22 protein-coding genes are annotated in these 21143 nt (G+C 67.8%); 14 read left to right on the forward strand and 8 right to left on the reverse strand.

Features of this window, described 5'->3' with window-relative positions:
• Window positions 1-100: 100 nt before the first annotated feature.
• The 8 genes from soxX to BLW83_RS03325 all read left to right on the forward strand — a co-directional run bounded on the left by soxX (window position 101) and on the right by BLW83_RS03325 (window position 7122).
• Window positions 101-577: a sulfur oxidation c-type cytochrome SoxX gene (gene soxX, locus BLW83_RS03290; protein ID WP_090845452.1), complete on the forward strand. Its 477-nt coding sequence runs from the start codon at window positions 101-103 to the stop codon at window positions 575-577.
• A gap of 23 nt (window positions 578-600) precedes the next feature.
• The gene (gene soxY, locus BLW83_RS03295) at window positions 601-1020 is read left to right on the forward strand and encodes a thiosulfate oxidation carrier protein SoxY (protein WP_090845454.1); all 420 of its coding nucleotides are present in this window, start codon (window positions 601-603) and stop codon (window positions 1018-1020) included.
• A gap of 18 nt (window positions 1021-1038) precedes the next feature.
• Window positions 1039-1368, forward strand: a complete 330-nt coding sequence (soxZ, locus tag BLW83_RS03300) for a thiosulfate oxidation carrier complex protein SoxZ (RefSeq protein ID WP_090845456.1) — start codon at window positions 1039-1041, stop codon at window positions 1366-1368.
• A 38-nt stretch (window positions 1369-1406) separates the two neighbouring features.
• The gene (soxA, locus tag BLW83_RS03305; RefSeq protein WP_425433930.1) at window positions 1407-2264 is read left to right on the forward strand and encodes a sulfur oxidation c-type cytochrome SoxA; all 858 of its coding nucleotides are present in this window, start codon (window positions 1407-1409) and stop codon (window positions 2262-2264) included.
• 118 nt (window positions 2265-2382) lie between these two features.
• Complete coding sequence (soxB, locus tag BLW83_RS03310) at window positions 2383-4071, forward strand: thiosulfohydrolase SoxB (RefSeq protein WP_090845460.1); 1689 nt, start codon at window positions 2383-2385, stop codon at window positions 4069-4071.
• A gap of 16 nt (window positions 4072-4087) precedes the next feature.
• Entirely contained in the window at window positions 4088-5368 is a 1281-nt protein-coding gene (soxC, locus tag BLW83_RS03315) for a sulfite dehydrogenase (RefSeq protein WP_090845462.1), read from the forward strand.
• Entirely contained in the window at window positions 5352-6059 is a 708-nt protein-coding gene (locus tag BLW83_RS03320) for a c-type cytochrome (protein WP_143042725.1), read from the forward strand. The genes soxC and BLW83_RS03320 overlap by 17 nt, the downstream gene beginning before the upstream one ends.
• A gap of 148 nt (window positions 6060-6207) precedes the next feature.
• Window positions 6208-7122, forward strand: a complete 915-nt coding sequence (locus BLW83_RS03325; protein ID WP_090845464.1) for an MBL fold metallo-hydrolase — start codon at window positions 6208-6210, stop codon at window positions 7120-7122.
• Window positions 7123-7215: 93 nt separating this feature from the next.
• Here BLW83_RS03325 and BLW83_RS03330 read toward each other — a convergent pair whose 3' ends face one another.
• The gene (locus BLW83_RS03330) at window positions 7216-8283 is read right to left on the reverse strand and encodes a YeeE/YedE family protein (protein WP_090845466.1); all 1068 of its coding nucleotides are present in this window, start codon (window positions 8281-8283) and stop codon (window positions 7216-7218) included.
• A 262-nt stretch (window positions 8284-8545) separates the two neighbouring features.
• On the opposite strand from BLW83_RS03330, the gene BLW83_RS03335 reads away from it, so the two are divergent.
• Window positions 8546-10243, forward strand: coding sequence for a patatin-like phospholipase family protein (locus BLW83_RS03335; protein WP_177172471.1), 1698 nt, complete (start codon window positions 8546-8548; stop codon window positions 10241-10243).
• Between the two features lie 54 nt (window positions 10244-10297).
• Here the strand turns inward: BLW83_RS03335 and BLW83_RS03340 are convergent, their stop codons facing one another.
• From BLW83_RS03340 to BLW83_RS03360, 6 genes are all read right to left on the reverse strand, one after another.
• A complete protein-coding gene (locus tag BLW83_RS03340) occupies window positions 10298-10567 on the reverse strand; it encodes a DUF6522 family protein (protein WP_245728597.1) in 270 nt (89 codons plus the stop codon).
• Window positions 10564-10797 carry a hexameric tyrosine-coordinated heme protein gene (locus tag BLW83_RS03345; RefSeq protein WP_090845470.1) on the reverse strand — a complete coding sequence of 78 codons (234 nt, stop codon included), beginning with the start codon at window positions 10795-10797 and terminating at the stop codon, window positions 10564-10566. Before BLW83_RS03345 ends, BLW83_RS03340 begins: the two co-directional genes overlap by 4 nt.
• Before the next feature lie 62 nt (window positions 10798-10859).
• The gene (gene pdxY / locus BLW83_RS03350; RefSeq protein ID WP_177172472.1) at window positions 10860-11756 is read right to left on the reverse strand and encodes a pyridoxal kinase; all 897 of its coding nucleotides are present in this window, start codon (window positions 11754-11756) and stop codon (window positions 10860-10862) included.
• A 110-nt stretch (window positions 11757-11866) separates the two neighbouring features.
• The gene (locus BLW83_RS15660) at window positions 11867-12148 is read right to left on the reverse strand and encodes a hypothetical protein (protein WP_177172473.1); all 282 of its coding nucleotides are present in this window, start codon (window positions 12146-12148) and stop codon (window positions 11867-11869) included.
• A gap of 131 nt (window positions 12149-12279) precedes the next feature.
• The gene (locus BLW83_RS03355) at window positions 12280-14364 is read right to left on the reverse strand and encodes a TRAP transporter permease (RefSeq protein ID WP_090845474.1); all 2085 of its coding nucleotides are present in this window, start codon (window positions 14362-14364) and stop codon (window positions 12280-12282) included.
• Window positions 14365-14466: 102 nt separating this feature from the next.
• Complete coding sequence (locus BLW83_RS03360; RefSeq protein WP_245728598.1) at window positions 14467-15483, reverse strand: TAXI family TRAP transporter solute-binding subunit; 1017 nt, start codon at window positions 15481-15483, stop codon at window positions 14467-14469.
• Window positions 15484-15903: 420 nt separating this feature from the next.
• Here BLW83_RS03360 and BLW83_RS03365 point away from each other — a divergent pair, with 420 nt between their 5' ends.
• From BLW83_RS03365 to BLW83_RS03375, 3 genes are read left to right on the forward strand one after another with little or no spacing between them, the layout of a single operon-like run.
• A complete protein-coding gene (locus BLW83_RS03365; protein ID WP_090845476.1) occupies window positions 15904-17091 on the forward strand; it encodes an isochorismate synthase in 1188 nt (395 codons plus the stop codon).
• 34 nt (window positions 17092-17125) lie between these two features.
• Window positions 17126-17755 carry an isochorismatase family protein gene (locus tag BLW83_RS03370; protein ID WP_090845477.1) on the forward strand — a complete coding sequence of 210 codons (630 nt, stop codon included), beginning with the start codon at window positions 17126-17128 and terminating at the stop codon, window positions 17753-17755.
• A 4-nt stretch (window positions 17756-17759) separates the two neighbouring features.
• Window positions 17760-18533 (forward strand): SDR family oxidoreductase, encoded by a 774-nt coding sequence (locus BLW83_RS03375; protein WP_090845479.1) that lies wholly within the window; start codon window positions 17760-17762, stop codon window positions 18531-18533.
• On the opposite strand, the gene BLW83_RS03380 is transcribed toward BLW83_RS03375, so the two are convergent.
• Window positions 18500-19105 carry a cytochrome b gene (locus BLW83_RS03380; RefSeq protein WP_090845481.1) on the reverse strand — a complete coding sequence of 202 codons (606 nt, stop codon included), beginning with the start codon at window positions 19103-19105 and terminating at the stop codon, window positions 18500-18502. The genes BLW83_RS03375 and BLW83_RS03380 overlap by 34 nt on opposite strands.
• 164 nt (window positions 19106-19269) lie before the next feature.
• On the opposite strand from BLW83_RS03380, the gene BLW83_RS03385 reads away from it, so the two are divergent.
• Together BLW83_RS03385 and BLW83_RS03390 are read left to right on the forward strand one after the other, a co-directional pair.
• Window positions 19270-20910 carry a (2,3-dihydroxybenzoyl)adenylate synthase gene (locus tag BLW83_RS03385; protein ID WP_245728599.1) on the forward strand — a complete coding sequence of 547 codons (1641 nt, stop codon included), beginning with the start codon at window positions 19270-19272 and terminating at the stop codon, window positions 20908-20910.
• Window positions 20907-21143, forward strand: coding sequence for a phosphopantetheine-binding protein (locus tag BLW83_RS03390; RefSeq protein ID WP_090845483.1), 237 nt, complete (start codon window positions 20907-20909; stop codon window positions 21141-21143). Before BLW83_RS03385 ends, BLW83_RS03390 begins: the two co-directional genes overlap by 4 nt.

Consider the following 21143-nt stretch of genomic DNA (forward strand, 5'->3'; position numbering starts at 1 on the left):
AGCGCAGCACATATGAATATTCATGTGTCACTATATTACTGCTTGCGCGACATCATGACGCCTTGTTACGTTCCTCGGAACAAGATCAGGGAGAGACCGCATGACCCGACGCGCATGGCTGCATGGCTTGGCAGCCGCAATTATCTCGGCCGCGCCGGCGCTTGCTGAAACCGCGCCGAACGACGTGGTTTTCGCCGACGGGGCCGTCGAGGCATCGCTGACCGGCGCGCCGGGCGATCCCGGCGAGGGCGCAAGGGTGATGACCACCGCCGCGCTGGGCAACTGCGTGGCCTGCCACCAGATCGACGCGATGCCCGATGTCGAGTTCCCCGGCGACATCGGCCCCGCGCTGGACGGCGCCGCCGACCGCTGGTCCGAGGCCCAGCTGCGCGGCATCGTGATCGACGCCAAGCATACGTTCCCCGACAGCTTCATGCCGGGAATGTACAAGACCTCGGGCTTCATCCGGCCGGGCGACGGCTACACGGGCAAGGCATCGGACGGCGATCCGCCGCCGATCCTGACCGCCGCGCAGGTCGAGGACGTGGTCGCATATCTGCTGACCCTTACAGACTGAACGAAGACTACAGGAGAGAGACGATGATGCTGAGCAGACGGGATACTCTGCTGGTCGGCCTCGGCGGCATGGCGGCGACGCTTGTGTCCGGCGCCGCCCTTGCCACCACGGTCGAGGAGCTGACGGCCGAGTTCACCGGCGGCACCGCCCCCACCGAGGGCGAACTGACCCTGACCACCCCCGAGATCGCCGAAAACGGCAACACGGTCCCGGTGGAATTCAATGCCCCCGGCGCGGTGTCGGTGCTGCTGCTGGCGGCCGGCAACCCCGAACCGGCGGTCGCGACCTTCAACTTTGGCCCTGCGGCCGGCGCCCAGCGCGGCGCAACCCGCATCCGGCTGGCGCAGACGCAGGACGTGATCGCCATTGCCAAGATGGCGGACGGCTCGATCCGTCAGGCCAGCAACAACGTCAAGGTCACCATCGGCGGCTGCGGCGGCTGACAGGAAGGATAAAGTTTCATGGCAAGCGACGCTAAACCCCGGGTCAAGGTTCCCAAATCGGCCAGCGCCGGCGAAGTGGTCACCATCAAGGCCCTGATCAGCCACAAGATGGAATCGGGCCAGCGCAAGGATGCCGACGGCAACCTGATCCCGCGCTCGATCATCAACCGCTTTACCTGCGACCTGAACGGGCAGAACGTGGTGGACGTGACCATCGACCCGGCGGTCTCGACCAACCCCTATTTCGAATTCGATGCCACGGTCGACGCGGCGGGCGAATTCAAGTTCACCTGGTATGACGACGACGGCGATGTCTACGAAGACACGCAGTCGATCGAAATCGCCTGACAACGATCCGAGCAGGGAGGAGACCCGGTATGCGCCGGATGTTCACTACTCAACTGGCCGCAACTGCATTGGGTCTCACCCTTGCCGGCGCGGCGTGGGCCGATCCGGTCGAGGATACGCTGATCGTCGACACCGACGACGGCGAGATCGAGTTCGTCACCCACGCCCCCGCGCCCGACCATCTCAAGGGCGTGGTGGATGAAATCTGGTCGGGCTGGCACTATCGCGAGGACGAGACCCGCGATCTTCAGCGCGACGATTTCGACAACCCCGCCATGGTCTTTGCCGACCGCGGGCTGGACCGCTGGAACGCCGAAATCGGCGCGAACGGCGAATCCTGCGCGTCGTGTCACAACGGCCCCGAAACCTTCAAGGGTCTGCGCGCCGTCATGCCGCGGGTCGATGAAAACACCGGCAAGCTGATGATCATGGAGGATTATATCCAGTCCTGCGTGACCGAGCGCATGGGGCTTGAACCATGGCGGCTGACCGGCGACCAGATGAAGGACATGCTGGCCCTGATCTCGATGCAGTCCCGCGGCGAGATCGTGAACGTGGCCATCGACGGTCCCGCCCAGCCCTTTTGGGAACACGGCAAGGAACTGTATTACACCCGCTTCGGCCAGCTGGAGATGGCCTGCGCCAACTGCCACGAGGACAATCAGGGCATGATGATCCGCGCGGACCATCTGAGCCAGGGCCAGATCAACGGCTTCCCGACCTACCGGCTCAAGGACGCGGGCATGGTGTCGGCGCAGCAGCGCTTTGTCGGCTGCGTCCGCGACACGCGGGCGGAAACCTTTGCCGCCGGCTCGGACGAACTCAAGGCGATCGAACTTTACGTCGCCTCGCGCGGGAACGGCCTTTCGGTCGAGGGCGTGTCGGTCCGGCACTGACGACAGACGCGGGCCGGCACGGCGCCGGCCCCGCATTCCACGAACCCACGAGACAGGCACCACTGGCCCCGCCCCGGCGGCCGGCCGGCTTATGTCTTGATTTCACCAAGGAGACGCCATGATCACCCGGCGCCATTTCCTGCAGGCCGCCATGGCCACCTCGGCCATCGTTGGCTCGGGACTGGGCAACTGGTCCCGGCTGGCCGCCCAGCAGGCGCTGACCCAGGACCAGCTGCTGCAGTTCGACGATTTCGGCAATGTCACGCTGATCCACATCACCGATATTCACGCGCAGCTGAAACCGATCTGGTTCCGCGAACCGGAAATCAACATCGGCGTGGGCGAGGCCAAGGGCCGCGTCCCCCATGTCACCGGCACCGAGTTCCAGCAGATGTTCGGCATCGCGCCGAAATCGCCCGAAGCCTATGCGCTGACCTATCCCGATTTCGACGCGCTTGGCCGGACCTACGGCCGGATGGGCGGGATCGACCGCATGGCGACCGTGGTCAAGGCGATCCGCGCCGCGCGCCCCGACAGCATCCTGCTGGACGGCGGCGACACCTGGCACGGCTCGATGACCTCGCTCAAGACCCGCGGGCAGGACATGGTCAACGCGATGAACCTGCTGGGCGTGGACGGCATGACCAGCCACTGGGAATGGACCTACGGCACCGAGCGGGTGAACGAGATCGTCGAGTCCCTGCCCTTCCCCTTTCTGGGCGCCAATATCTTTGACGTGGAATGGGACGAGCCGGCGTTCGAGCCCTATCACATCTACGAAAAGGGCGGGCTTGCCATCGGCGTGATCGGCCAGGCCTTCCCCTATATGCCCATCGCCAACCCCGGCTGGATGTTCCCCGAATACAGCTTTGGCATCCGCGAGGAACGGATGCAGGCCATGGTGAACGAACTGCGCGGCAAGAACGTGGATCTGGTGGTCTGCCTGTCGCACAACGGCTTTGACGTGGACCACAAGATGGCCAGCCGCGTGCAGGGGATCGACGTGATCCTGTCGGGCCATACCCATGACGCGATCCCCGAACCCGTGCTGGTCGGCGACACCATCATCATCGCCACCGGCTCGAACGGGAAATTCGTCAGCCGCGTCGATCTGGACGTGCAGAACGGCCGCATGGCCGGGTTCCGCCACAAGCTGATCCCGATTTTCTCGGATGTCATCACCCCCGACGCGGAAATGGCCGCGCTGATCGACGCCGAGCGCGAGCCCTTCAAGGCCGAGCTTGAGGAACAGATCGGCACCACCGAGATGGTCCTTTACCGGCGCGGCAATTTCAACGGCACCTGGGACGACCTGATCTGCGACGCGGTGCGGTCGGAACGCGACGTGCAGATCGCGCTGTCGCCGGGCGTGCGCTGGGGGCCGTCGCTGCTGCCGGGCGATCCGATCACCCGCGAGGACATCCACAACGCCACCTCGATGACCTACGGGCAGGTCTATCGGTCCGAAATGACCGGAGAGACCCTGAAAACCATTCTGGAAGACGTCGCCGACAACATCTTCAACCCCGACCCCTATTACCAGCAGGGCGGCGACATGGTTCGCGTCGGCGGGCTTGGCTATTCGATCGACGTGTCCAAGCCCATCGGCCAGCGCATCACCGACATGGTGCTGACCGATACCGGCGAGGCGCTGGATCCCGCCAAGACCTATACCGTGGGCGGCTGGGCCAGCGTCAACGAGGGCACCGAAGGCCCGCAGATCTGGGATGTGCTGGAATCGCATGTCCGCAAGCTGGGCACGGTCAACCTGCCCGAAAACACCTCGGTCACCGTGACCGGAATCTGACAAGAGCGGAGGCCCCATGACCACCGATAACAACGACAACACCAACCACCCCAGCCGCCGCCGCTTTCTGCAAGGCGGCGCGATGGCGGGCGCCGGGCTGGTTGCCGGCGCGGGCGCGGCAAGCGCCGCCACCCCCGACCCGCTGATCACCGAGGTCCAGGACTGGGCCAGCGTCTTTGGCGACCCCGTGGACGCGGCGCCCTATGGGATGCCCATCCATTTCGAGGAACACGTGGTCCGCCACAACGTCGAATGGCTGACCGAAAGCACGGCGTCCTCGATCAACTTCACCCCGATCCACGCGCTTGAGGGCACGATCACCCCGCAGGGCGTCGCATTCGAGCGCCACCACTCGGGCGCGATCGAGCTGTCCAAGCCCGATTACCGGCTGATGATCAACGGGCTGGTGGACCGGCCGCTGGTCTTCACCTTCGAGGATCTGCTGCGCTTTCCCCGCTCGATGACCACCGCGTTCTGCGAATGTGCGGCCAATGGCGGCATGGAGTGGGGCGGCGCCCAGCTTGAGGGCGTGCAGTTCACCCAGGGCATGATCCACAACATGGAATACACCGGGGTGATGCTGCGCGACCTGCTGGAAGAAGTCGGCGTCCAGCCCGAGGGCAAGTGGATCTATGCCGAGGGCGCGGATGCCAGCTCGAACGGCCGCTCGATGCCGCTGGAAAAGGCGCTGGACGACGTGATGGTCGCGTTCTTCGCCAACGGCGAGGCGCTGCGCAAGGAACACGGCTATCCCGTGCGGCTGGTGGTGCCGGGCTGGGAAGGCAACATGTGGATCAAGTGGCTGCGCCGGATCGGGGTCTACGATCAGGCCGTCGAAAGCCGCGAGGAGACGTCGAAATACACCGACCTGATGCCGGACGGCCGGGCGCGGAAATGGACCTGGGTGATGGACGCGAAATCCGTCATCACCTCGCCCAGCCCGCAGGCGCCCATCCGCCACGGCAAGGGGCCGCTGGTCATCACCGGGCTGGCATGGTCCGGCAATGGCGCCATCGACCGTGTGGATGTGTCGCTGGACGGTGGCCGCAACTGGCAAGAGGCGCGCATCACCGGCGACGCCAAGCCCAAGGCGCTGACCCGGTTCCATCTGGACATTGACTGGGACGGCAGCGAGCTGTTCCTGCAATCGCGCGCCGTCGACGATACCGGCTATGTCCAGCCGACCAAGCAGGCGCTGCGCGAGATCCGCGGCCTGAACAACGTCTATCACAACAACGGCATCCAGACCTGGTGGGTCAAAGAGGACGGCGAGGTGGAAAATGTCGAAATCGCGTAACTCTGCATTTGCCGCGCTGCTGGCCACCGGGCTGTCTGCCGGGCTGGTCGCCGGCCCCGCGCTGGCCGAGCCGCTGGGCATCGGCCGCGAGGCCCTGCCCGAGGAAATCGCCGCCTGGGACGTGGCGGTGTTGCCGGACGGCCAGGGTCTGCGCGAAGGCTCGGGCGACGTGGAAACCGGGGACGAGCTGTTTTACGAACACTGCGCATCCTGCCACGGCGACTTTGCCGAGGGGCTGGACAGCTGGCCCTCGCTGGCGGGCGGCGCGGGGTCGCTGAACGACCCGCGCCCGGTCAAGACCATCGGCAGCTACTGGCCCTATCTTTCGACGGTGTATGATTACGTCCACCGCTCGATGCCCTTTGGGAACGCGCAGATCCTGACGGCGGACGAAACCTATGCGATCACGGCATTCCTGTTGTATTCCAACGGGATGGTCGAGGATGATTTCGTGCTGACGCACGAGAACTTTGCCGACATCACCATGCCCAACGCCGACGGCTTCTATGTCGATGACCGCCCGGAAACCGAATATGTGCTGTTCTCGGCCGAGCCATGTTTCAGCGACTGCATCGAGGGCACGCCGGAAATCACCAAGCGCGCGGCCGAGCTGAAGGTGACGCCCACCGACGAGGACGGCCTGCCCGCCGGCACCCTGCCGGACATCGCGGCCACCGCCGACGCCGGCTGACATGGTTGCGGCGCGGGCGATTTTTCCGGTCGTCCCGCGCCGCCACCCCCTTTTCGGGACGGGCGCGGGACCGCTTTCCCATGGCAAGGCGTTGCATTGCCATGACCCGATCACAGCCGGACCCCCCGGCCAGTCAACGGAGGCTCACATGATCTCGCGTCGCCTGTTCGTGCTATCTGCCGCTGCCGGCACAATCCTGACCGGAACGCCCCTGCGCGTCTGGGCGGGCAGCACGCTGGACCTTGGGGGCGGGGTGCGCATCGACACGCTGTCCGACGGGCATCTGGAACTGCCCTTTGATTTCAGCTTTGCCGGGCTGCCGCGCGACGAGCTGGACCCGATCCTGCAACAGGCGGGGGTGACGGGCGACATGATCCATTCGCCCTGCAACATCACCCTGCTGCGCGACGGCACCAACACGGTGCTGTTCGACGCCGGCAGCGGCCCCGATTTCATGCCCACCGCCGGCAAGGTAACCGAGGCGCTGGCCGCGCTGGACCTGACCCCCGAGGATGTCACCCATCTGCTGTTCACCCACGGCCACCCCGATCATCTGTGGGGCGTGCTGGATGATTTCGACGAGCCGCTGTTTGCCAATGCCGCCCATGTGATGGGCCGGGCCGAGGCCGAATACTGGACCGATCCCGCCACGCTGGGCAGCATCCGCGACGACCGGCAAAGCTTTGTTGCGGGCGCCTCGCGCCGGATCGAGGCGCTTGGCGACGCGCTGGCGCTGATCGAGGACGGCGAATCACCCCTGCCCGGCGTCACCGCACGGCTGACGCCGGGCCATACTGCCGGGCACATGTCGTTCGACATCGACGCGGGCGGCCAGCGGGTGCTGGTCGTGGGCGATGCCATCGCCAACTCGCACATCGCCTTTGCCAGGCCGGAATGGGAAAGCGCCGCGGACGAAGACGCCGCCTTGGGCGCGCGGACGCGGGTGGCGCTGCTGGGCGATCTGGCCGACAGCGGCACGCAACTGATCGGGTTCCACCTGTCGGACGGCGGCATCGGCCGGGCCGAGCGTAACGGCGACAGCTTTCGCTTTGTGCCGGGCTGACGCCCGCTGCGCGTATTTGTCCCGGGCTGAAGCCCGCTGCGCGTAAATGCCCCCCCCCCGGATCGCCTCGGGGGGGGGGGCATTGCTGCCGGCTCAGGTCGTCGCCAGCGCCGGTCCGGGCAACCGGTCGACCAGAAAATCGGTCAGCATCGCCCCGATCCACATGAACAGCAGCGCCAGCCACGCCGTGCCGACAAAGATCGAGGTGCCCGTCACCCCCGCCCCGATGGCGCAGCCACCCGCCAGCATGGCGCCGAACCCCATCAGCCCCGCCCCCACCATGGAACGCCGCATCTGCCGTTCGCCGTCAAAGCCCTGAAACTTCAGCTCGCGCGACCAGGCGGCGGCCAGAAACGCGCCCAGAAACACGCCCGGCACCAGCCCGACGTCGAACCCCAGCGCCGGGGCGGGTTCCAGAAAGAACATCAGCGTGGTCGCCGAGGGGCCGGAAAACGTCATCGAGCTGACGGACACCGGCTCGAACGCGACGCGGGCGATCTGGGCGGTCAGCACCCAGCCCATCGCCACCGCAAACCCCACGCCCGAGGCAAAGACCAGCTTGCGCGCGCTGATCCGGTTGCGATGCGCCACCACCAGCGCGGTGGCGGCAAAGCCCAGCCCAAGGGCCAGCCCGCTCCACTCGGGCAGGCGCCACAGCTCAAGCAAGTTCACGTTGGTCCCGCCCGGCGTCACCCACAGCGCGGCAAGGTTGTGGCGCAGCGGTGCCAGCCAGCCATGCAGCGACATCTGCGCCACCACTGCAAAGATCAGCCCCGCCATGACCGAACGCAGGTTGCCGGTCGCCGCCAGCACCAGCATCCGGCCAGAACAGCCGCGCGCCAGCACCATCCCGGCCCCGAACATCAGCCCGCCGATGATCGCCCCGGACCACGAGCCGGCAACCGCCATCATCCGCGCCTCGCCCGCCTCGAACAGGCCCATCAGCTGGGCGGACTGCACCCAGACCATCGCGGTGGAAAAGCACAAAAGCCACACCGCCACCCGAGGCCCCATGGCCCCGCGCCCGAATTCCACCGTGGCCGCGCGCAGGCAAAAAGCCGAGCGTTGTGCCGCAATGCCAAAGATCACTCCGCAGGCCAGTCCCATCAGGGCGGCCATCCGCCCTTCGCCGACGGCATCAAGCAGCGCGATGAAATCCATGCCAAGGCTCTCCGTTTCCGATGAGGTATCCTAGCACAGATAGGTATCCATGGCCCGCGAATCCTGCCCCGAGGCGCCGTGGGGTTGCGGCAAACTGGCGCATACGGGCCAAATGCCGGCCATGAGGCCGATTGCGGCAAGCCGCAGCTTGCGTGATACAATCAGGACGAGAATCGCGCCATTCCCGCCAGAGGCCATCATGCCGGATCGCATTTCACCGACCGCTGCCCCGACCGCATCATTGCAGGAATGTGACCTTATCATGAAGGGCGGGATCACATCGGGGGTGGTCTATCCGCAGGCGGTGGCGCGGATCGCGCGCGACTATCGGCTGCGCAGCATCGGCGGCTCGTCCGCCGGCGCCATCGCGGCCTGTTTCGCCGCCGCGGCAGAATACCGGCGCCAGTCGGGGGGCGGGGCCGAGATGGCGGGGTTCGCGGAAATCTCGGCGCTTTCCACCGATCTGGCGCGGAATTTGCAGACGCTGTTCCAGCCGCGCCCGGCACTCGCGCCGCTGTTCCAACTGCTGATCGGCGCCATCCAGGGCGCCATCGGCCGGGCGGCGTGGCGGCTCTGGCGCCTGCCGGTCGCGGCAGCCGCGGCGCTGCTGGCCGCGGCGCTGCTGTGGGCGGCGTGGGCCGGAAATTTCTTTGCCGCAACCACGGCGCTGCTGGCGGTGCCGCTGGGATTGGCGTTGTGGACCCTTGTGCCGCTGCTGCGGATGGCCGCGCGCGACCTGCCGCAGGCGAATTTCGGCCTGTGTCCGGGGATCACCCAGCCCGGCCACGACAGCCCCGCCCTGACCGACTGGATGCACAAGCGCCTGCAACGGATCTCGGGCAGGCCGGGCGACGCGCCCTTGACCGCCGGCGATCTGGCGGCACACGGCATCCAGATCGCCGCCATGACCACCGACCTGTCCAGCCAGCGCCCGTTCCAGCTGCCCCTGTCCACCCGGATTCATTATTTCAGCCTTGCCGAGTGGCGCGGGCTGTTCCCGGCCGATTTCCTTGAGGCGCTGATCGCCGGGCGCGCGCCGCTGGCCCACCAGCAGGACCACGCGCCGCGCGATCTTTACCAGCTGCCGGTGGGCGACGATTTCCCGGTGCTGCTGGTCGCGCGGATGTCGCTGAGCTTTCCGGGGCTGATCGAATCGATCCCGCTGTGGCGCCATGACGACCAGATCCGCCTGCCCGGACCCGAGGGCAGGTCGGTCGGCCGACTGGCCCGCTGCCTGTTTTCCGATGGCGGCATCTCGTCGAATTTCCCGATCCATTTCTTTGATTCGCTGCTGCCCTCGCGCCCGACCTTTGGCATTGCGCTAGCCAGCTGGGACCATGCCCGCCACCGCGACACCCGCGTGCACCTGCCGGCGCGCAGCCCCGCCAGTTCAAACCTGCCGGTGCGGCCGATCGACGGGCTGGGCGGGTTTGCCATGGCGATCCTGAACACCGCCAAGGACTGGCAGGACACGTTGCAGGGGATGCTGCCGGGCTATGCCGAACGGGTGGTGACGGTGCGGCTGGACGACAGGGTCGAAGGGGGGATGAACCTGACCATGCCGCCCGAGGTGATCGAGCAGCTGAATCGTTACGGCGCCGAGGCGGGCGATTCGCTGGTCGCGCGTTATTCCTATGCCGCTGGGGCGCGCGGTTTCGACGACCACCGGCAGCTGCGGGGCCGGATCACCGTGCCGAAACTGGCCGAGGCCTTGCAGGGTTTCGCCAGCGCCATGGGCTCGCGCCCCGCTGGCGCACCCGCTGCCCCCACCGGGCGCGAGGCGATGGGGGGCGGCGGCGCGGGCGCCGCGGGGCCGGGGCTGTCCCCGCGCTGCCTGTCGCTGGCCGACGAGCTGGCCGAGCTGGAACCCGACGGCTGCGAGCCCGACCGGGTCAGCGACGCCACCATCCGGCTGGTGGCCGTCGCCGACCGGATGCCGCGCCGCAGGGGGTCGGCATGATCTTTCGGGACCACGCCGGCGCGCAGGCGTCGGGTGGCGGGGCGCCCCCGGGCCTTAGGCGGTGCGGATCGGAAAGCTGACCCGGGTCAGCACCTGCCCCGCATCATCGACGATGAACCGCACCGCGCGCTCGCCGCGATGAAAGGTCAGCCGCCAGCGGCCTGCATCCTCATCCACCCCGGCCTCGCAGCGCGAGGTGATGCCGCCGGCACGCATTTCCTGCTGGACCTGCGCCTGCGTGATCCCGAAAGAATCGGCCAGCAGCCCCGCATCGACGGAAAAATCCGGGCCGGCGCGCTCGATCCCCGGGGCGTCTTTGGTCACGAGCCGGACCGCCAGTAATCATTCGCGGCCGCGACCGTGGCGAACCAATGGGCCGCGACCTGGCTTGACGCGATCAGCGCATCGGCGTCCTCGGCATAGGTTCCGCGCAGGCGGTCGCGCACCGCGGCGTCGGGCTGGGTCATCTTGACCGCGACCCGCGACATCTTGATCGCTAGCGCAAAGCCTTCTTCGGGGGTCGGGGTGATCAATGTGGGCAGCCAGTCGGCCATCGTCTGTCCTTTCGCATCGCTCATGCGGCCCACGGCCCGTGCCGGACCCTCGCCGCGCAGGGTCAGCTTAACAGGTCGGCCGGGCTTGGTAAGGGCTGCTGCCCGGTTTCCTGCCAGTCGGCCGCCAGAATCGCCGGAAGCGCGGCGGCGATCGGCATCTCGGCCCATGGCTGCCCCGAGGTCCGGCGCAGCGCCTGCGCCACCCCGGCCACCGCCCGCGCCACCGCCTGCGGCAACGCCACCCCCTGCGCCAGCCGCGCCGCCGTCAGCCCGGCCAGCAGATCGCCGGTTCCCACCGGGCGCACCGGCAGCCGGGGCACGTCGAAACTGCGGCAGAAATCGCGTGTCGCGACCACCGTCGCCAGCCGCTCGGGCTGGCCCTCTACGGGCACCGAGGTGGCAACGACCGCCGGGCAGCCCAAAGCCTCGCGCGCGCGCGCCACGTCCGAGGCCCCGTTAATGGCGATCCCGGAAAGGGTTTCCAGCTCGAACGCATTGGGCAGGATCACATCAGCCAGCGGCACCAGCTCGGCCGCAAAGGCGCGGCGCAGCGGCTCGTCAGTGAAAAACCCCAGATCGGCGTCGCCCATCACCGGATCGCACAGATAGGTCAGGCCGGGGTTTTCAGCCTTGGCGCGGCGCAGGAACCCCGCCAGCGCCAGCGCGGTTTCTTCCCGCCCCAGAAACCCCGACAGCACCACCGAGGCGCGCGCCGGCACCCCCCGCTCGGCGATCCCGGTCAGCAGGCCGCCGACCAGATCCGCGTCCAGAATGGCGCCGTGCATCGTGGGGTAATGCGGATGGTTCGACAGCAGCGCGGTCGGCACCTCGACCACCTCGACCCCGCAGGCCCGCATGGGATAGGCGGCCACGGAATTGCCGACATGGCCAAAGGCGACCTGGCTTTGGACCGACACGACAAGCGGCAGCGGGTGGGGTTGGATTTCGGGCTGGGTCATGTGCAGGCGCCTTGGGCCGGGAAAGTTTCTGCCAGTCATACGCCCCCGGCCCGCATCGTCAAACTTGTTGGCGGTCAAGCGGGTCCGGAGCAAAGCAATTCCGGGGGCGCTCAGGCGTCGGGGTGGGAATAGCCCAGCACCCTGCCCCCCGCATCGACGTCGCAAATATGCCTGCGGCCCCCGTCGACGGCCTCGACCCTGGCCACGCCGCCCTGGTCCGACAACCAGCGAGAGGTCACCGCCGCCGGCGGCTGGCGGATATGCTGGGCAATGGCCAGCGTGCAGGCGGTCTCTTGCCGCGCCCGCAGATCGGGGGGCGAAGGGGCGGTTACGGCGGTCTCGACGCAACCAGCCAGCAGCGCCAGCGCGGGCAGTATCAGCAAATTTCGCATAACAGGCTTTCTGCAATGACAGGGCCAGCATAGCACGGGCGGGACGGGATGTCGCCGGGCAAGCGCCCGCGGCAATGGCAAAGGGCCGGACATATGCCCGGCCCCCTGCATCGCTGCGCAAACAGCGGGTCTCAGCCCGGCACGCCGCCGTGTTTGCGCCAGACCACCGGGCGCAGCCAGACCAGCACGAACAGCGCCGAGCCGAGCAGCGTCGTGAAAACCTCGGGCGCGATCAGCAGAAAGGCCGCGACCGCCAGCACCGCACGTTCCCAGCGAAACAGCCGGTCGGTCATATAGGCCGAAAATGCCGCCGAAAGCGCCGTGATGCCCAGAATGCAGCCATAGACCGCCAGCGCGAACTCTGCCCAGCTGAAGTTGTTGACCATGATCAGCATCGAGGGCGAGAACACAAAGACAAAGGGCACCAGCGCCTTGCCCATCGACAGCCGAAATGCCGTCAGCCCCGCCGAGAACGGGTTGGCATTGGCGATCCCGGCCGTCGCATAGGCCGCCAGCGCCACCGGCGGCGTGATGTCGGCCAGGATCCCGTAATAGAACACGAAGAAATGCGCGACGATGTCCTGCACCCCCAGCAGCGCAAGGATCGGCGCGGCCACCGTCACCATGATAAGATAATTCGCCGTGGTCGGCACGCCCGTGCCCATGACGATGCACACCACGGCCGTCAGCATCAGGGTCAGAAACAGCGTCAGCCCCTCGATCGACAGCAGGCCGAAGGGCACGATGGAAATCATCGCCCCCGCCCAGTCCGAGGCGGTCTGCGTCACGATATAGGCCACCTTGAACGACACGCCGGTCAAGGTGAAGACGCCGATGATGATGCCCACCGTCGCCGCGGCCGCCCCCACGGCCAGCGCATATTTCGCCCCCGTGACAAAGGCTGCGAACACATCGGCGATGGTGATGCGGTTCCTGGGGTTGACCAGCCCCACGCCGACACACAGCGTGATGCCCCAGAACGCCGCCAGATAGGGCGTGTTGCCGTTCAGCAGGATTCCGACCAGCACGAACAGCGGGATCAGCGTCGGCCAGTCGCGGCGCAGCACCTTCCAGATCTGGGGCATTTCCTCGCGGGTCAGGCCGCGCAGTCCGCGCCGCTTGGCCTCGAAATGCACCTGCATCAGGACGCCAAAGAAATGCATGAAGGCCGGGACAAGCGCGGCGATCATGATGTGCGTATACGGGATGCCGAGAAACTCGATCATCAGAAAGGCGGCGGCGCCCATGATCGGCGGCGTGATCTGCCCGCCGGTCGAGGCGGCGGCCTCGACCGCGGCGGCAAAGTGGCGGGCATAGCCGATCCGCATCATCGCCGGGATAGTCAGCGCGCCGGTGGTCACCGCGTTGGCGATGGACGATCCGGTGATGGTGCCCATCATCGCCGAGGACACCACCGACACCTTGGCCGGGCCGCCCGACAGCCGTCCGGCCACGGCCGTGGCACCGTCGATGAACAGCTGGCCCAGCCCCATGCGGGTCGCCAGCACCCCGAACAGCACGAAATGGAACACATAGGTGGCGATCACCCCGACCGGCAGCCCGTAGATCCCCTGCGAGGTCAGGTAAAGATGGTTGACCACCGAGGCCCAGCTTGCCCCCGGATGGACCAGCAGCCCCGGCATCTGCGGGCCGAATATCGCGTAAAGCATCATGAGCATCGCGATGATCGGCAGCGGCCAGCCCATGGCGCGGCGAGTGGCCTCCAGCAGGACCACGATCAGCCCCGTCCCCATGACCAGATCCAGCGTCGAGGGGTTGCCGACCCGAAAGGCCAGTTCCGAAAACACCCAGGGCACGTAAAGCGTGGTCACCGCGGCGATCGCCATCAGGATCCAGTCGTAAAGCGGGATCCCCGCCGGCCGCAGGACCGACGCCGGATACAGCCGATAGCTGGCCTTGTTGATCCCGAACACCAGAAAGATCAGCGACAGCACAAAGGACATATGCACCGCACGATGCGTCACTTCGCGCAGCAGACCGAAACCGGCGGTGTAATAGTGAAACAGCGACAGGGAAAACAGCGCGACCGCAGCGATCGCGCCGGCGGTCCTGCCCAGCGGCCGGAACCGGACCTCGGGGTCGAATTTTTCTTCCAGCTCAAGAACTTCTTCGCCGCTCAGCGGCTGGGGCCGGGGGGTGTCGGATCCCGATCGCGCCGCGTCCTCGGGCCGTGGGTCCAGGGGGGTGTTCGCCATGCGTCTGCCTTGACTGTCCGCTGCCCGACCAAGCCAGGCACCTGAAACGAAAAGCGGGAGCGACCGCCGAAACGCGCCCCCGCCAGAGATGCGATGCCCGGCTTATTGCGCCGCCGGAACCTCAAGCCCGGCTTCGGAATAGAAGCGGGCGGCACCGGGGTGCAGCGGGATCCCCACGCCATCAAGCGCGTTTTCAAGCAGGATTTCCCGGCCCTTGGCATGGCCCGCATCCAGCAGCTGGCGCGAATTGTCGTTCCACAGCGCCCGGGTGATCTCATAGACCAGATCGTCGGGCTGTTTTGCGCTGGTGATCCATTGGGCGCCGACCGCAAGGGTCACCACATCCTCGTCAACGCCGTTATAGGTGCCGGCCGGCACGGTGTTCGACGCGAAAAAGCCGTATTCGCCGATCACCGCATCGGCCTCGGCGCCCGAAAGCGGCACCAGCTTGATCGGGATCGAGGTCGCCAGTTCGGCGATGGCGCCGGCCGGAAAGCCGCCGACAAAGAAAAACGCGTCCATATGCCCGTCGCGCATCAGGTCCGCGGCCTGGTTCGGCTTGAGATATTCGGGCGTGATGTCGGATTCCGACAGGCCCCAGGCGCCCAGGATCAGCCGCGCATCGACCAGCGTGCCCGACCCCGGCTCGTCCAGCGAGACCTTTTTGCCGGCCAGATCCGCCACTGATTCGATCCCCGCATTCGCGCGCGCGACCAGATGGATGGATTCAGGATACAGGTTGGCGATGGCGCGCAGATCCTCGACCGGGGGCTGGCCTTCCCAGACGCCGGTGCCGGTGTAGGCCCAATAGGCCACGTCCGACTGCGAAAAGCCGGATTCGATGGTGCCGCCGTTGATCCCGTTCACATTGGCGACCGACCCGTTCGACGCAACCGCTGTCGCCACCAGCCCCGGCGCGCCGCAAGCGCCGCCATCCTCGCAGGCGCGAGAGCCGGGGGGGTTGGAAATGGCGTTGGCCAGCAGGCCGCCGATGGGAAAATAGGTGCCCGCGGTGCCGCCGGTGGCGATCCGGAAAAACTGAAGCTCTTGCGCCGACGCCGTGGTCGCGCCCAAGGCCATCACGACGGCGGCCGTCAGGCCGGCAAATCTGGTCATCATGGAAGCTGGTCTCCTAACCTGTTGCTATTGCTTTATCTTTATAGATGTTGCTGGCGCATCATATAGCCAGGGCATTTCCCCGCCAAGGCCAGATCCCAGTGCTGCGGCATCAGCCGCATCCCGTCAAGCATTCCAAATCGTTCCCGGCCACACGCGGCCCCGTGCCGCCCGCGTGGCCGGACGCCCCCGTGAATGACGAGCGCGCTATCCCAAATCAACCAATGGGCGCGCAAAACCGCCCGGACCGCAAGACCGCGGCTGCGCAGGTTCGGGGCAGATCCGGCACCCGGCAGGCTTGGCTGATCGCCGGGCAAGCGCTTGCGCCCCGGCGCGCTTCGGCATATCTGAGGGTTTTACTCGTCTTCATCGGGGCGCGCTGCCGGCATCCCATCAAGGCCCCTCTATCCTGAAGGAAGACGGATGAACATTCGTCCGCATGAAAGTGACGCGATCCAGCCTGTGACCCGACCCGAGAACTGCCTGTTTTCCTTTCGCGGCCCGCGCGCCGGCATCGCGGGCTGCGGGCCGGCGCGGATGCTGCCCCGCGGGGCGGTGGCCACGCTGGACAGCCGGCTGGCCGCGGCAGGGCTGGGCGACGGAATGGTGATCGGCGGCGCCCTGCCCTTTGAACGCGAGGCCGAGGATTGCCTGTGGCAGGCCGTTGCCTGCCCCGCGCCCCCGCTGCCCGCGCAGGCGCAGGCGCAGGCGCAGCCGCTGCCGACGATCCGCAGCCTGCAACCCCAGCCCTCTGCCGGCGACTATGCCGCCGCCGTCGCCCGCGCCCTGCGGATCATCGAGGATGAAACTGGCCGCCCCGACGCGCTGGCCAAGATCGTGCTGTCGCGCACCCTCGCGCTTGAGGCGGACGCCCCGATCCCCGCCCCTGCGGTGATGGCGCGGCTGGCGCAGGATCCCGATGTCACCACCTATCACACCCGCCTGCCCGGCGGCCCCGACCACGCCCTGATCGGCGCCACCCCCGAGCTGCTGCTGCGAAAATCGGGCGGGCGGATCGTGTCGCACCCGCTGGCAGGCTCGGCCCCTCGCAGCACCGATCCCGCCGCCGACCATGCCGCGGCCAAGGGGCTGTCGCAGTCCGACAAGGACCGCCGCGAACATCGCTTTGTGGTGGAATACATCCTGGACATTCTGGCGCCCCATTGCACCGAACTGGCCTGCCCCGAGGGCACCGGCCTGACCCATACCCGCAGCATGTGGCATCTGGGCACCCGCATCACCGGGCGGCTGCGCGATGCGGCGGTGCCCTCGATCCTGCTGGCCGCCGCGCTGCACCCGACGCCCGCCGTCTGCGGCGTGCCCGCCACCCGCGCCGCCCGGATCATCGGCGAGCTGGAACCCCGCCCGCGCGGATTTTACGCGGGCGCGGTGGGGTGGAACGACGCGCAGGGGGACGGGGCATGGTTCGTGGCGATCCGCTCGGCCGAGATCAGCGGCAACCATGCGCGGCTGCACGCCGGCGCCGGGATCGTGCGCGGCTCGGACCCGATGGAAGAGGCCGCCGAGACCGGCGCCAAGTTCGGCGCCCTGCTGGCCGCACTGGGCCTGCCGCGCGACGCGGGCATGGCGGGCGTCACCCTGCCTGCCTGACCGCAATACCCCGACCTGCAAGGAGATTTCGCCGATGGCCCTGCCCCGCATCCCTGCCTATGCGCTGCCCGAAACCGTGCCGCAGGCGCGTGTCGACTGGCGCCCCGACCCGGGCCGGGCGGCGCTGCTGATCCATGACATGCAACGCTATTTCTGCCGCGCATTCACCGCCGGGGACAGCCCGCTTGCCCCCGCGGTCGCCAATATCGCCCGGCTTGCGGGGGCTGCGCGCGCAGCCGGGGTTCCGGTGTTCTACACCGCCCAGCGCGGCAACCAGTTCCGCCCCGACCGCGGTTTGCAGGCCGATTTCTGGGGCCCCGGCATGGAAGCCACCCTCGATCACGAGGAAATCCTGCCCGAGCTTGCCCCCCAGCCGGGCGATCACCTGCTGGTCAAGCACCGCTACAGCGCCTTTCAGCGCTCGAACCTTGCCCATCTGATGCGGGCACGCGGGCGCGACCAGCTGATCGTGACCGGGATCTATGCGCATATCGGCTGCCTCGCCACCGCGTCCGAGGCATTCCAGCGCGACATCCAGCCCTTTGCCGCCGCCGACGCGCAGGCCGATTTCAGCCGCGCCCGCCACGACACGGCGATGGAGATGGTCGCGGCAACCTGCGGGGTGGTGATGACAACAGAAACGATTCTGAAAGCGCTGGGGTAAACGGATGGAACTGACGGGTTTTCGGGACCGGCTGGCGATGGTCACCGGCGCGGCCGGCGGCATCGGGCAGGCCATCGTCGCGGCCTTGCTTGACGCGGGGGCCAGCGTCCTGGCCACCGACCTGCCCGAGGCACTGGCCGCGCCCGACTGCCGCGACGGCGACCGGGTGATCTGGCGGCCGCTGGATGTGGCCTCTGCCCCGCCCGACGCGCTGATCGCCGAGGCCGAGGCGCGCTTTGGCCCGCTGATGCTGGGCGCCCATGCGGCGGGAGCGCTGTCCACCCTGCCGCTGCTGGACGCCCCGGCCGAGGAATGGGAATTTGTGATGGGCACCAACGCCCGCGGGGTCTTCAACGTCACCGCCGCGATGGGCCGGGCGATGCGCGCGCATGGGCGGGGCGGGGCAATCACGGTGGTCAGTTCGAACGCGGCCGGGATTCCGCGCATGAACATGGGGATCTATGCCGCGTCCAAGGCGGCGGCGACCATGCTGACCCGCTGCCTGGGGCTGGAGCTGGCCGGCCACGGCATCCGCTGCAACATCGTCGCCCCCGGCTCGACCCTGACCGGGATGCAGACGGGGATGTGGGCCGACGATCAGGGCGCGGCGCGGGTGATCGCGGGCGACGGCCCCAGCTTTCGCACCGGGATACCGCTGGGCAAGCTGGCCACGCCGCAGGACATCGCGGCCTCGGTCATGTATCTGCTGTCGGAACAGGCGGGCCACGTCACCATGGCCGACATCTATGTCGACGGGGGCGCCACGCTGCGCGGCTGACGCCCCCGGCCGGCCCGGCCGACCATGCGCGCCAGCGTGCCGTCGCGCCACATGGCGTGATGCACCCCGACCATGACCACATGGCCAAGGATCAGCACCCCCAGCAGCCACGCCAGCTCGCCATGCAGCGCATCGGCCAGCTTGACGGCCCATTCGACGGGGGCCTCGCGCGCCGCAAATATCCGGACGCCGAACGGCTGGAATGCGCGCTCGGACCCCCATGCCCGCAGCAGGGCAAGCGAGGGCACCGCCAGCATCAGCGCGTAAAGCGCCAGATGGCCCAGCCGTGCGGCCGTCCCGACCAGCCCGGCGCCATGGTCCGGGCGGCGGCGGCGGTTCAGCAGCGCCCACGCCACCCGCAGCACGATCAGCGCGAACAGCACGGCCCCGACCGGCTGATGCAGCCCGACAAAGAACCCCGAAACCGGCCCTCTCCCCAGCGCCAGCTTGATCGCCATGCCCAGGAACTGCCACAAGATCAGCGCCGCGATGGTCCAGTGCAACAGCCGGGTGACGCGCCCATAGCGCGCAGGCGTGTCGCGCAGCGGCAAAGCCCGGCGGGAATGAGCCATAGCGTCCTGTCCTGATCCTGCGGCCCCGGATGGGTGCCGTTCCTGCGCAGTCCTAGCGCCCCGGCCCGGCTGCGACAATCGCGCCCACGAAATGTTGACGATTTCTCTTGGTTACACTATCGCCTGCCGTTAGCCCCTCCCAGCCGCTTTGCACAGGTGAGCCCGTGTCCGATCCCGTCTCCTCCGATCCGCGTCAGGTCTGGCCGCAGGAATTTGCCGCCCTCTACCGCGACAAGGGCTATTGGCGGGGCGAGACCTTTGGCGAGATGCTGCGCGCGCGGGCGGCCGAACATCCCGACCGGCTGGCCGTGGTCGATGCCACCCACCGTTGGAGCTACGCCGAGCTGCTGGCCATGGCCGAGCGTGCCGCGCAAGGCTGGATGGGACTGGGGCTGTGCCCCGGCGACCGGGTGATCGTGCAGATCCCCAACGTGGCCGCGTTCTTTCCGGCGGTGTTCGGGCTGTTTCTGGCCGGGCTGGTGCCGGTCTATGCCCTGCCCGCCCACCGCCAGACCGAGCTTGCGCATTTCGCTGCCCGCGCGGGCGCCAAGGCGCTGGTGATCGTGGACCGGCACGAGGGCTTTGACTATCGCCCGCTCGCGCTTGAGGTGCAGGCGGGCGCGCCGGGGCTTGCCCATGTCGTGGTGATCGGCGAGCCCGGCCCGCATCTGGATTTCGACGCCCTGCCCGCGGCCGGGCGGCCGCTGCCGCAGGTCGATCCGGCCTCGGTGGCGTTCTTGCAGATCTCGGGCGGCTCGACCGGGCTGTCCAAGCTGATCCCGCGCACGCACGACGATTATATCTACAGCTTCCGCGCCAGCGCCGGGATCTGCGGGCTGGGGCCGGACAGCATCTATATGGCCGCCCTGCCCGTCGCGCATAACTTTCCGATGAGCTCGCCGGGGGTCATGGGCGCGCTTTACGCCGGCGCGCGCGTGGTGATGTGTCCCAACCCCAGCGCCGACACCGCATTCCGCCTGATCGCGGCCGAGCGGGTGACCATCACCGGCGTGGTCCCGCCCGTGGCACTGCTGTGGATGCAGGCGGCAGCGAAAACCCCCCATGACATTTCCAGCCTGCAAGTGCTGCAAGTGGGCGGCGCGAAATTCATCCCCGAGGCGGCGGCCCGGGTCCGCCCCACGCTGGGCTGCACGCTGCAACAGGTGTTCGGCATGGCCGAGGGGCTGGTGAACTATACACGGCTCGACGACCCCGAAGAAACGATCATCGGCACGCAAGGCCGCGCCATCAGCCCCGATGACGAGGTGCTGGTGCTGGACGACGACGGCAACCCGGTGCCGGACGGCCTGCCCGGGCACCTGCTGACCCGCGGCCCCTATACGATCCGCGCCTATCACAACGACCCGGCGGCCAATGCCCGCAGCTTTACCGACGACGGATTCTACCGCACCGGCGACATCGTGAAACGGCTGCCCGGCGGCTATCTGGTCGTGCAGGGCCGCGCCGGCGATCACATCAACCGGGCCGGCGAAAAGATCTCGGCCGAGGAAATCGAGGATCACCTGCTGGCCCATCAAGGCATCTTCGATGCCGCCGTGGTCTCGATCCCCGACGCGTTCCTGGGCGAGCGCAGCTGTGCCTTTGTCATCCCCGCCGCCGGCGCGACCCTGCGCGCGCCCGAGGTCAAGTCTTTCATGCGCACCCGGGGCCTCGCGGAATTCAAGGTGCCCGATCAGGTTGTTTTCGTGGACGAATTCCAGACCACCGCCGTCGGCAAGATCAGCCGCAACACCCTGCGCGCGCAGCTGCGCGCCCGTTTTCTGGACCAAGGAAAGACGCCATGACCCTGACGCTTGAACAGATGCGCAAGGATATTGCCGAGCTGATCGAGCTCGACCCCTCCGAGGTCCGCGACGACGATGTGCTGCCCGATCTGGGGCTGGATTCGCTGCGGCTGATGCGGCTGGTGCTGGCATGGGAAGAGGCCGGGCTGACCGCCGATTTCGGGCTGTTTGCGGAATATTCGACGCTGGGCGAATGGTGGCGCGAGGTCGTCCTGCCCGCGCAAGCCGTCTGA

The organism is Paracoccus alkenifer (assembly GCF_900108405.1).
Classification (GTDB): Bacteria; Pseudomonadota; Alphaproteobacteria; order Rhodobacterales; family Rhodobacteraceae; genus Paracoccus; species Paracoccus alkenifer.

Bases quoted from the DNA above. Each gene is read 5' to 3' on its own strand.
- soxX (WP_090845452.1), top strand. From the start codon at position 101: ATGACCCGACGCGCATGGCTGCATGGCTTGGCAGCCGCAATTATCTCG.
- soxY (WP_090845454.1), top strand. From the start codon at position 601: ATGATGCTGAGCAGACGGGATACTCTGCTGGTCGGCCTCGGCGGCATG.
- soxZ (WP_090845456.1), top strand. From the start codon at position 1,039: ATGGCAAGCGACGCTAAACCCCGGGTCAAGGTTCCCAAATCGGCCAGC.
- soxA (WP_425433930.1), top strand. From the start codon at position 1,407: ATGTTCACTACTCAACTGGCCGCAACTGCATTGGGTCTCACCCTTGCC.
- soxB (WP_090845460.1), top strand. From the start codon at position 2,383: ATGATCACCCGGCGCCATTTCCTGCAGGCCGCCATGGCCACCTCGGCC.
- soxC (WP_090845462.1), top strand. From the start codon at position 4,088: ATGACCACCGATAACAACGACAACACCAACCACCCCAGCCGCCGCCGC.
- BLW83_RS03320 (WP_143042725.1), top strand. From the start codon at position 5,352: ATGTCGAAATCGCGTAACTCTGCATTTGCCGCGCTGCTGGCCACCGGG.
- BLW83_RS03325 (WP_090845464.1), top strand. From the start codon at position 6,208: ATGATCTCGCGTCGCCTGTTCGTGCTATCTGCCGCTGCCGGCACAATC.
- BLW83_RS03330 (WP_090845466.1), bottom strand. From the start codon at position 8,283: ATGGATTTCATCGCGCTGCTTGATGCCGTCGGCGAAGGGCGGATGGCC.
- BLW83_RS03335 (WP_177172471.1), top strand. From the start codon at position 8,546: ATGAAGGGCGGGATCACATCGGGGGTGGTCTATCCGCAGGCGGTGGCG.
- BLW83_RS03345 (WP_090845470.1), bottom strand. From the start codon at position 10,797: ATGGCCGACTGGCTGCCCACATTGATCACCCCGACCCCCGAAGAAGGC.
- pdxY (WP_177172472.1), bottom strand. From the start codon at position 11,756: ATGACCCAGCCCGAAATCCAACCCCACCCGCTGCCGCTTGTCGTGTCG.
- BLW83_RS15660 (WP_177172473.1), bottom strand. From the start codon at position 12,148: ATGCGAAATTTGCTGATACTGCCCGCGCTGGCGCTGCTGGCTGGTTGC.
- BLW83_RS03355 (WP_090845474.1), bottom strand. From the start codon at position 14,364: ATGGCGAACACCCCCCTGGACCCACGGCCCGAGGACGCGGCGCGATCG.
- BLW83_RS03360 (WP_245728598.1), bottom strand. From the start codon at position 15,483: ATGATGACCAGATTTGCCGGCCTGACGGCCGCCGTCGTGATGGCCTTG.
- BLW83_RS03365 (WP_090845476.1), top strand. From the start codon at position 15,904: ATGAACATTCGTCCGCATGAAAGTGACGCGATCCAGCCTGTGACCCGA.
- BLW83_RS03370 (WP_090845477.1), top strand. From the start codon at position 17,126: ATGGCCCTGCCCCGCATCCCTGCCTATGCGCTGCCCGAAACCGTGCCG.
- BLW83_RS03375 (WP_090845479.1), top strand. From the start codon at position 17,760: ATGGAACTGACGGGTTTTCGGGACCGGCTGGCGATGGTCACCGGCGCG.
- BLW83_RS03380 (WP_090845481.1), bottom strand. From the start codon at position 19,105: ATGGCTCATTCCCGCCGGGCTTTGCCGCTGCGCGACACGCCTGCGCGC.
- BLW83_RS03390 (WP_090845483.1), top strand. From the start codon at position 20,907: ATGACCCTGACGCTTGAACAGATGCGCAAGGATATTGCCGAGCTGATC.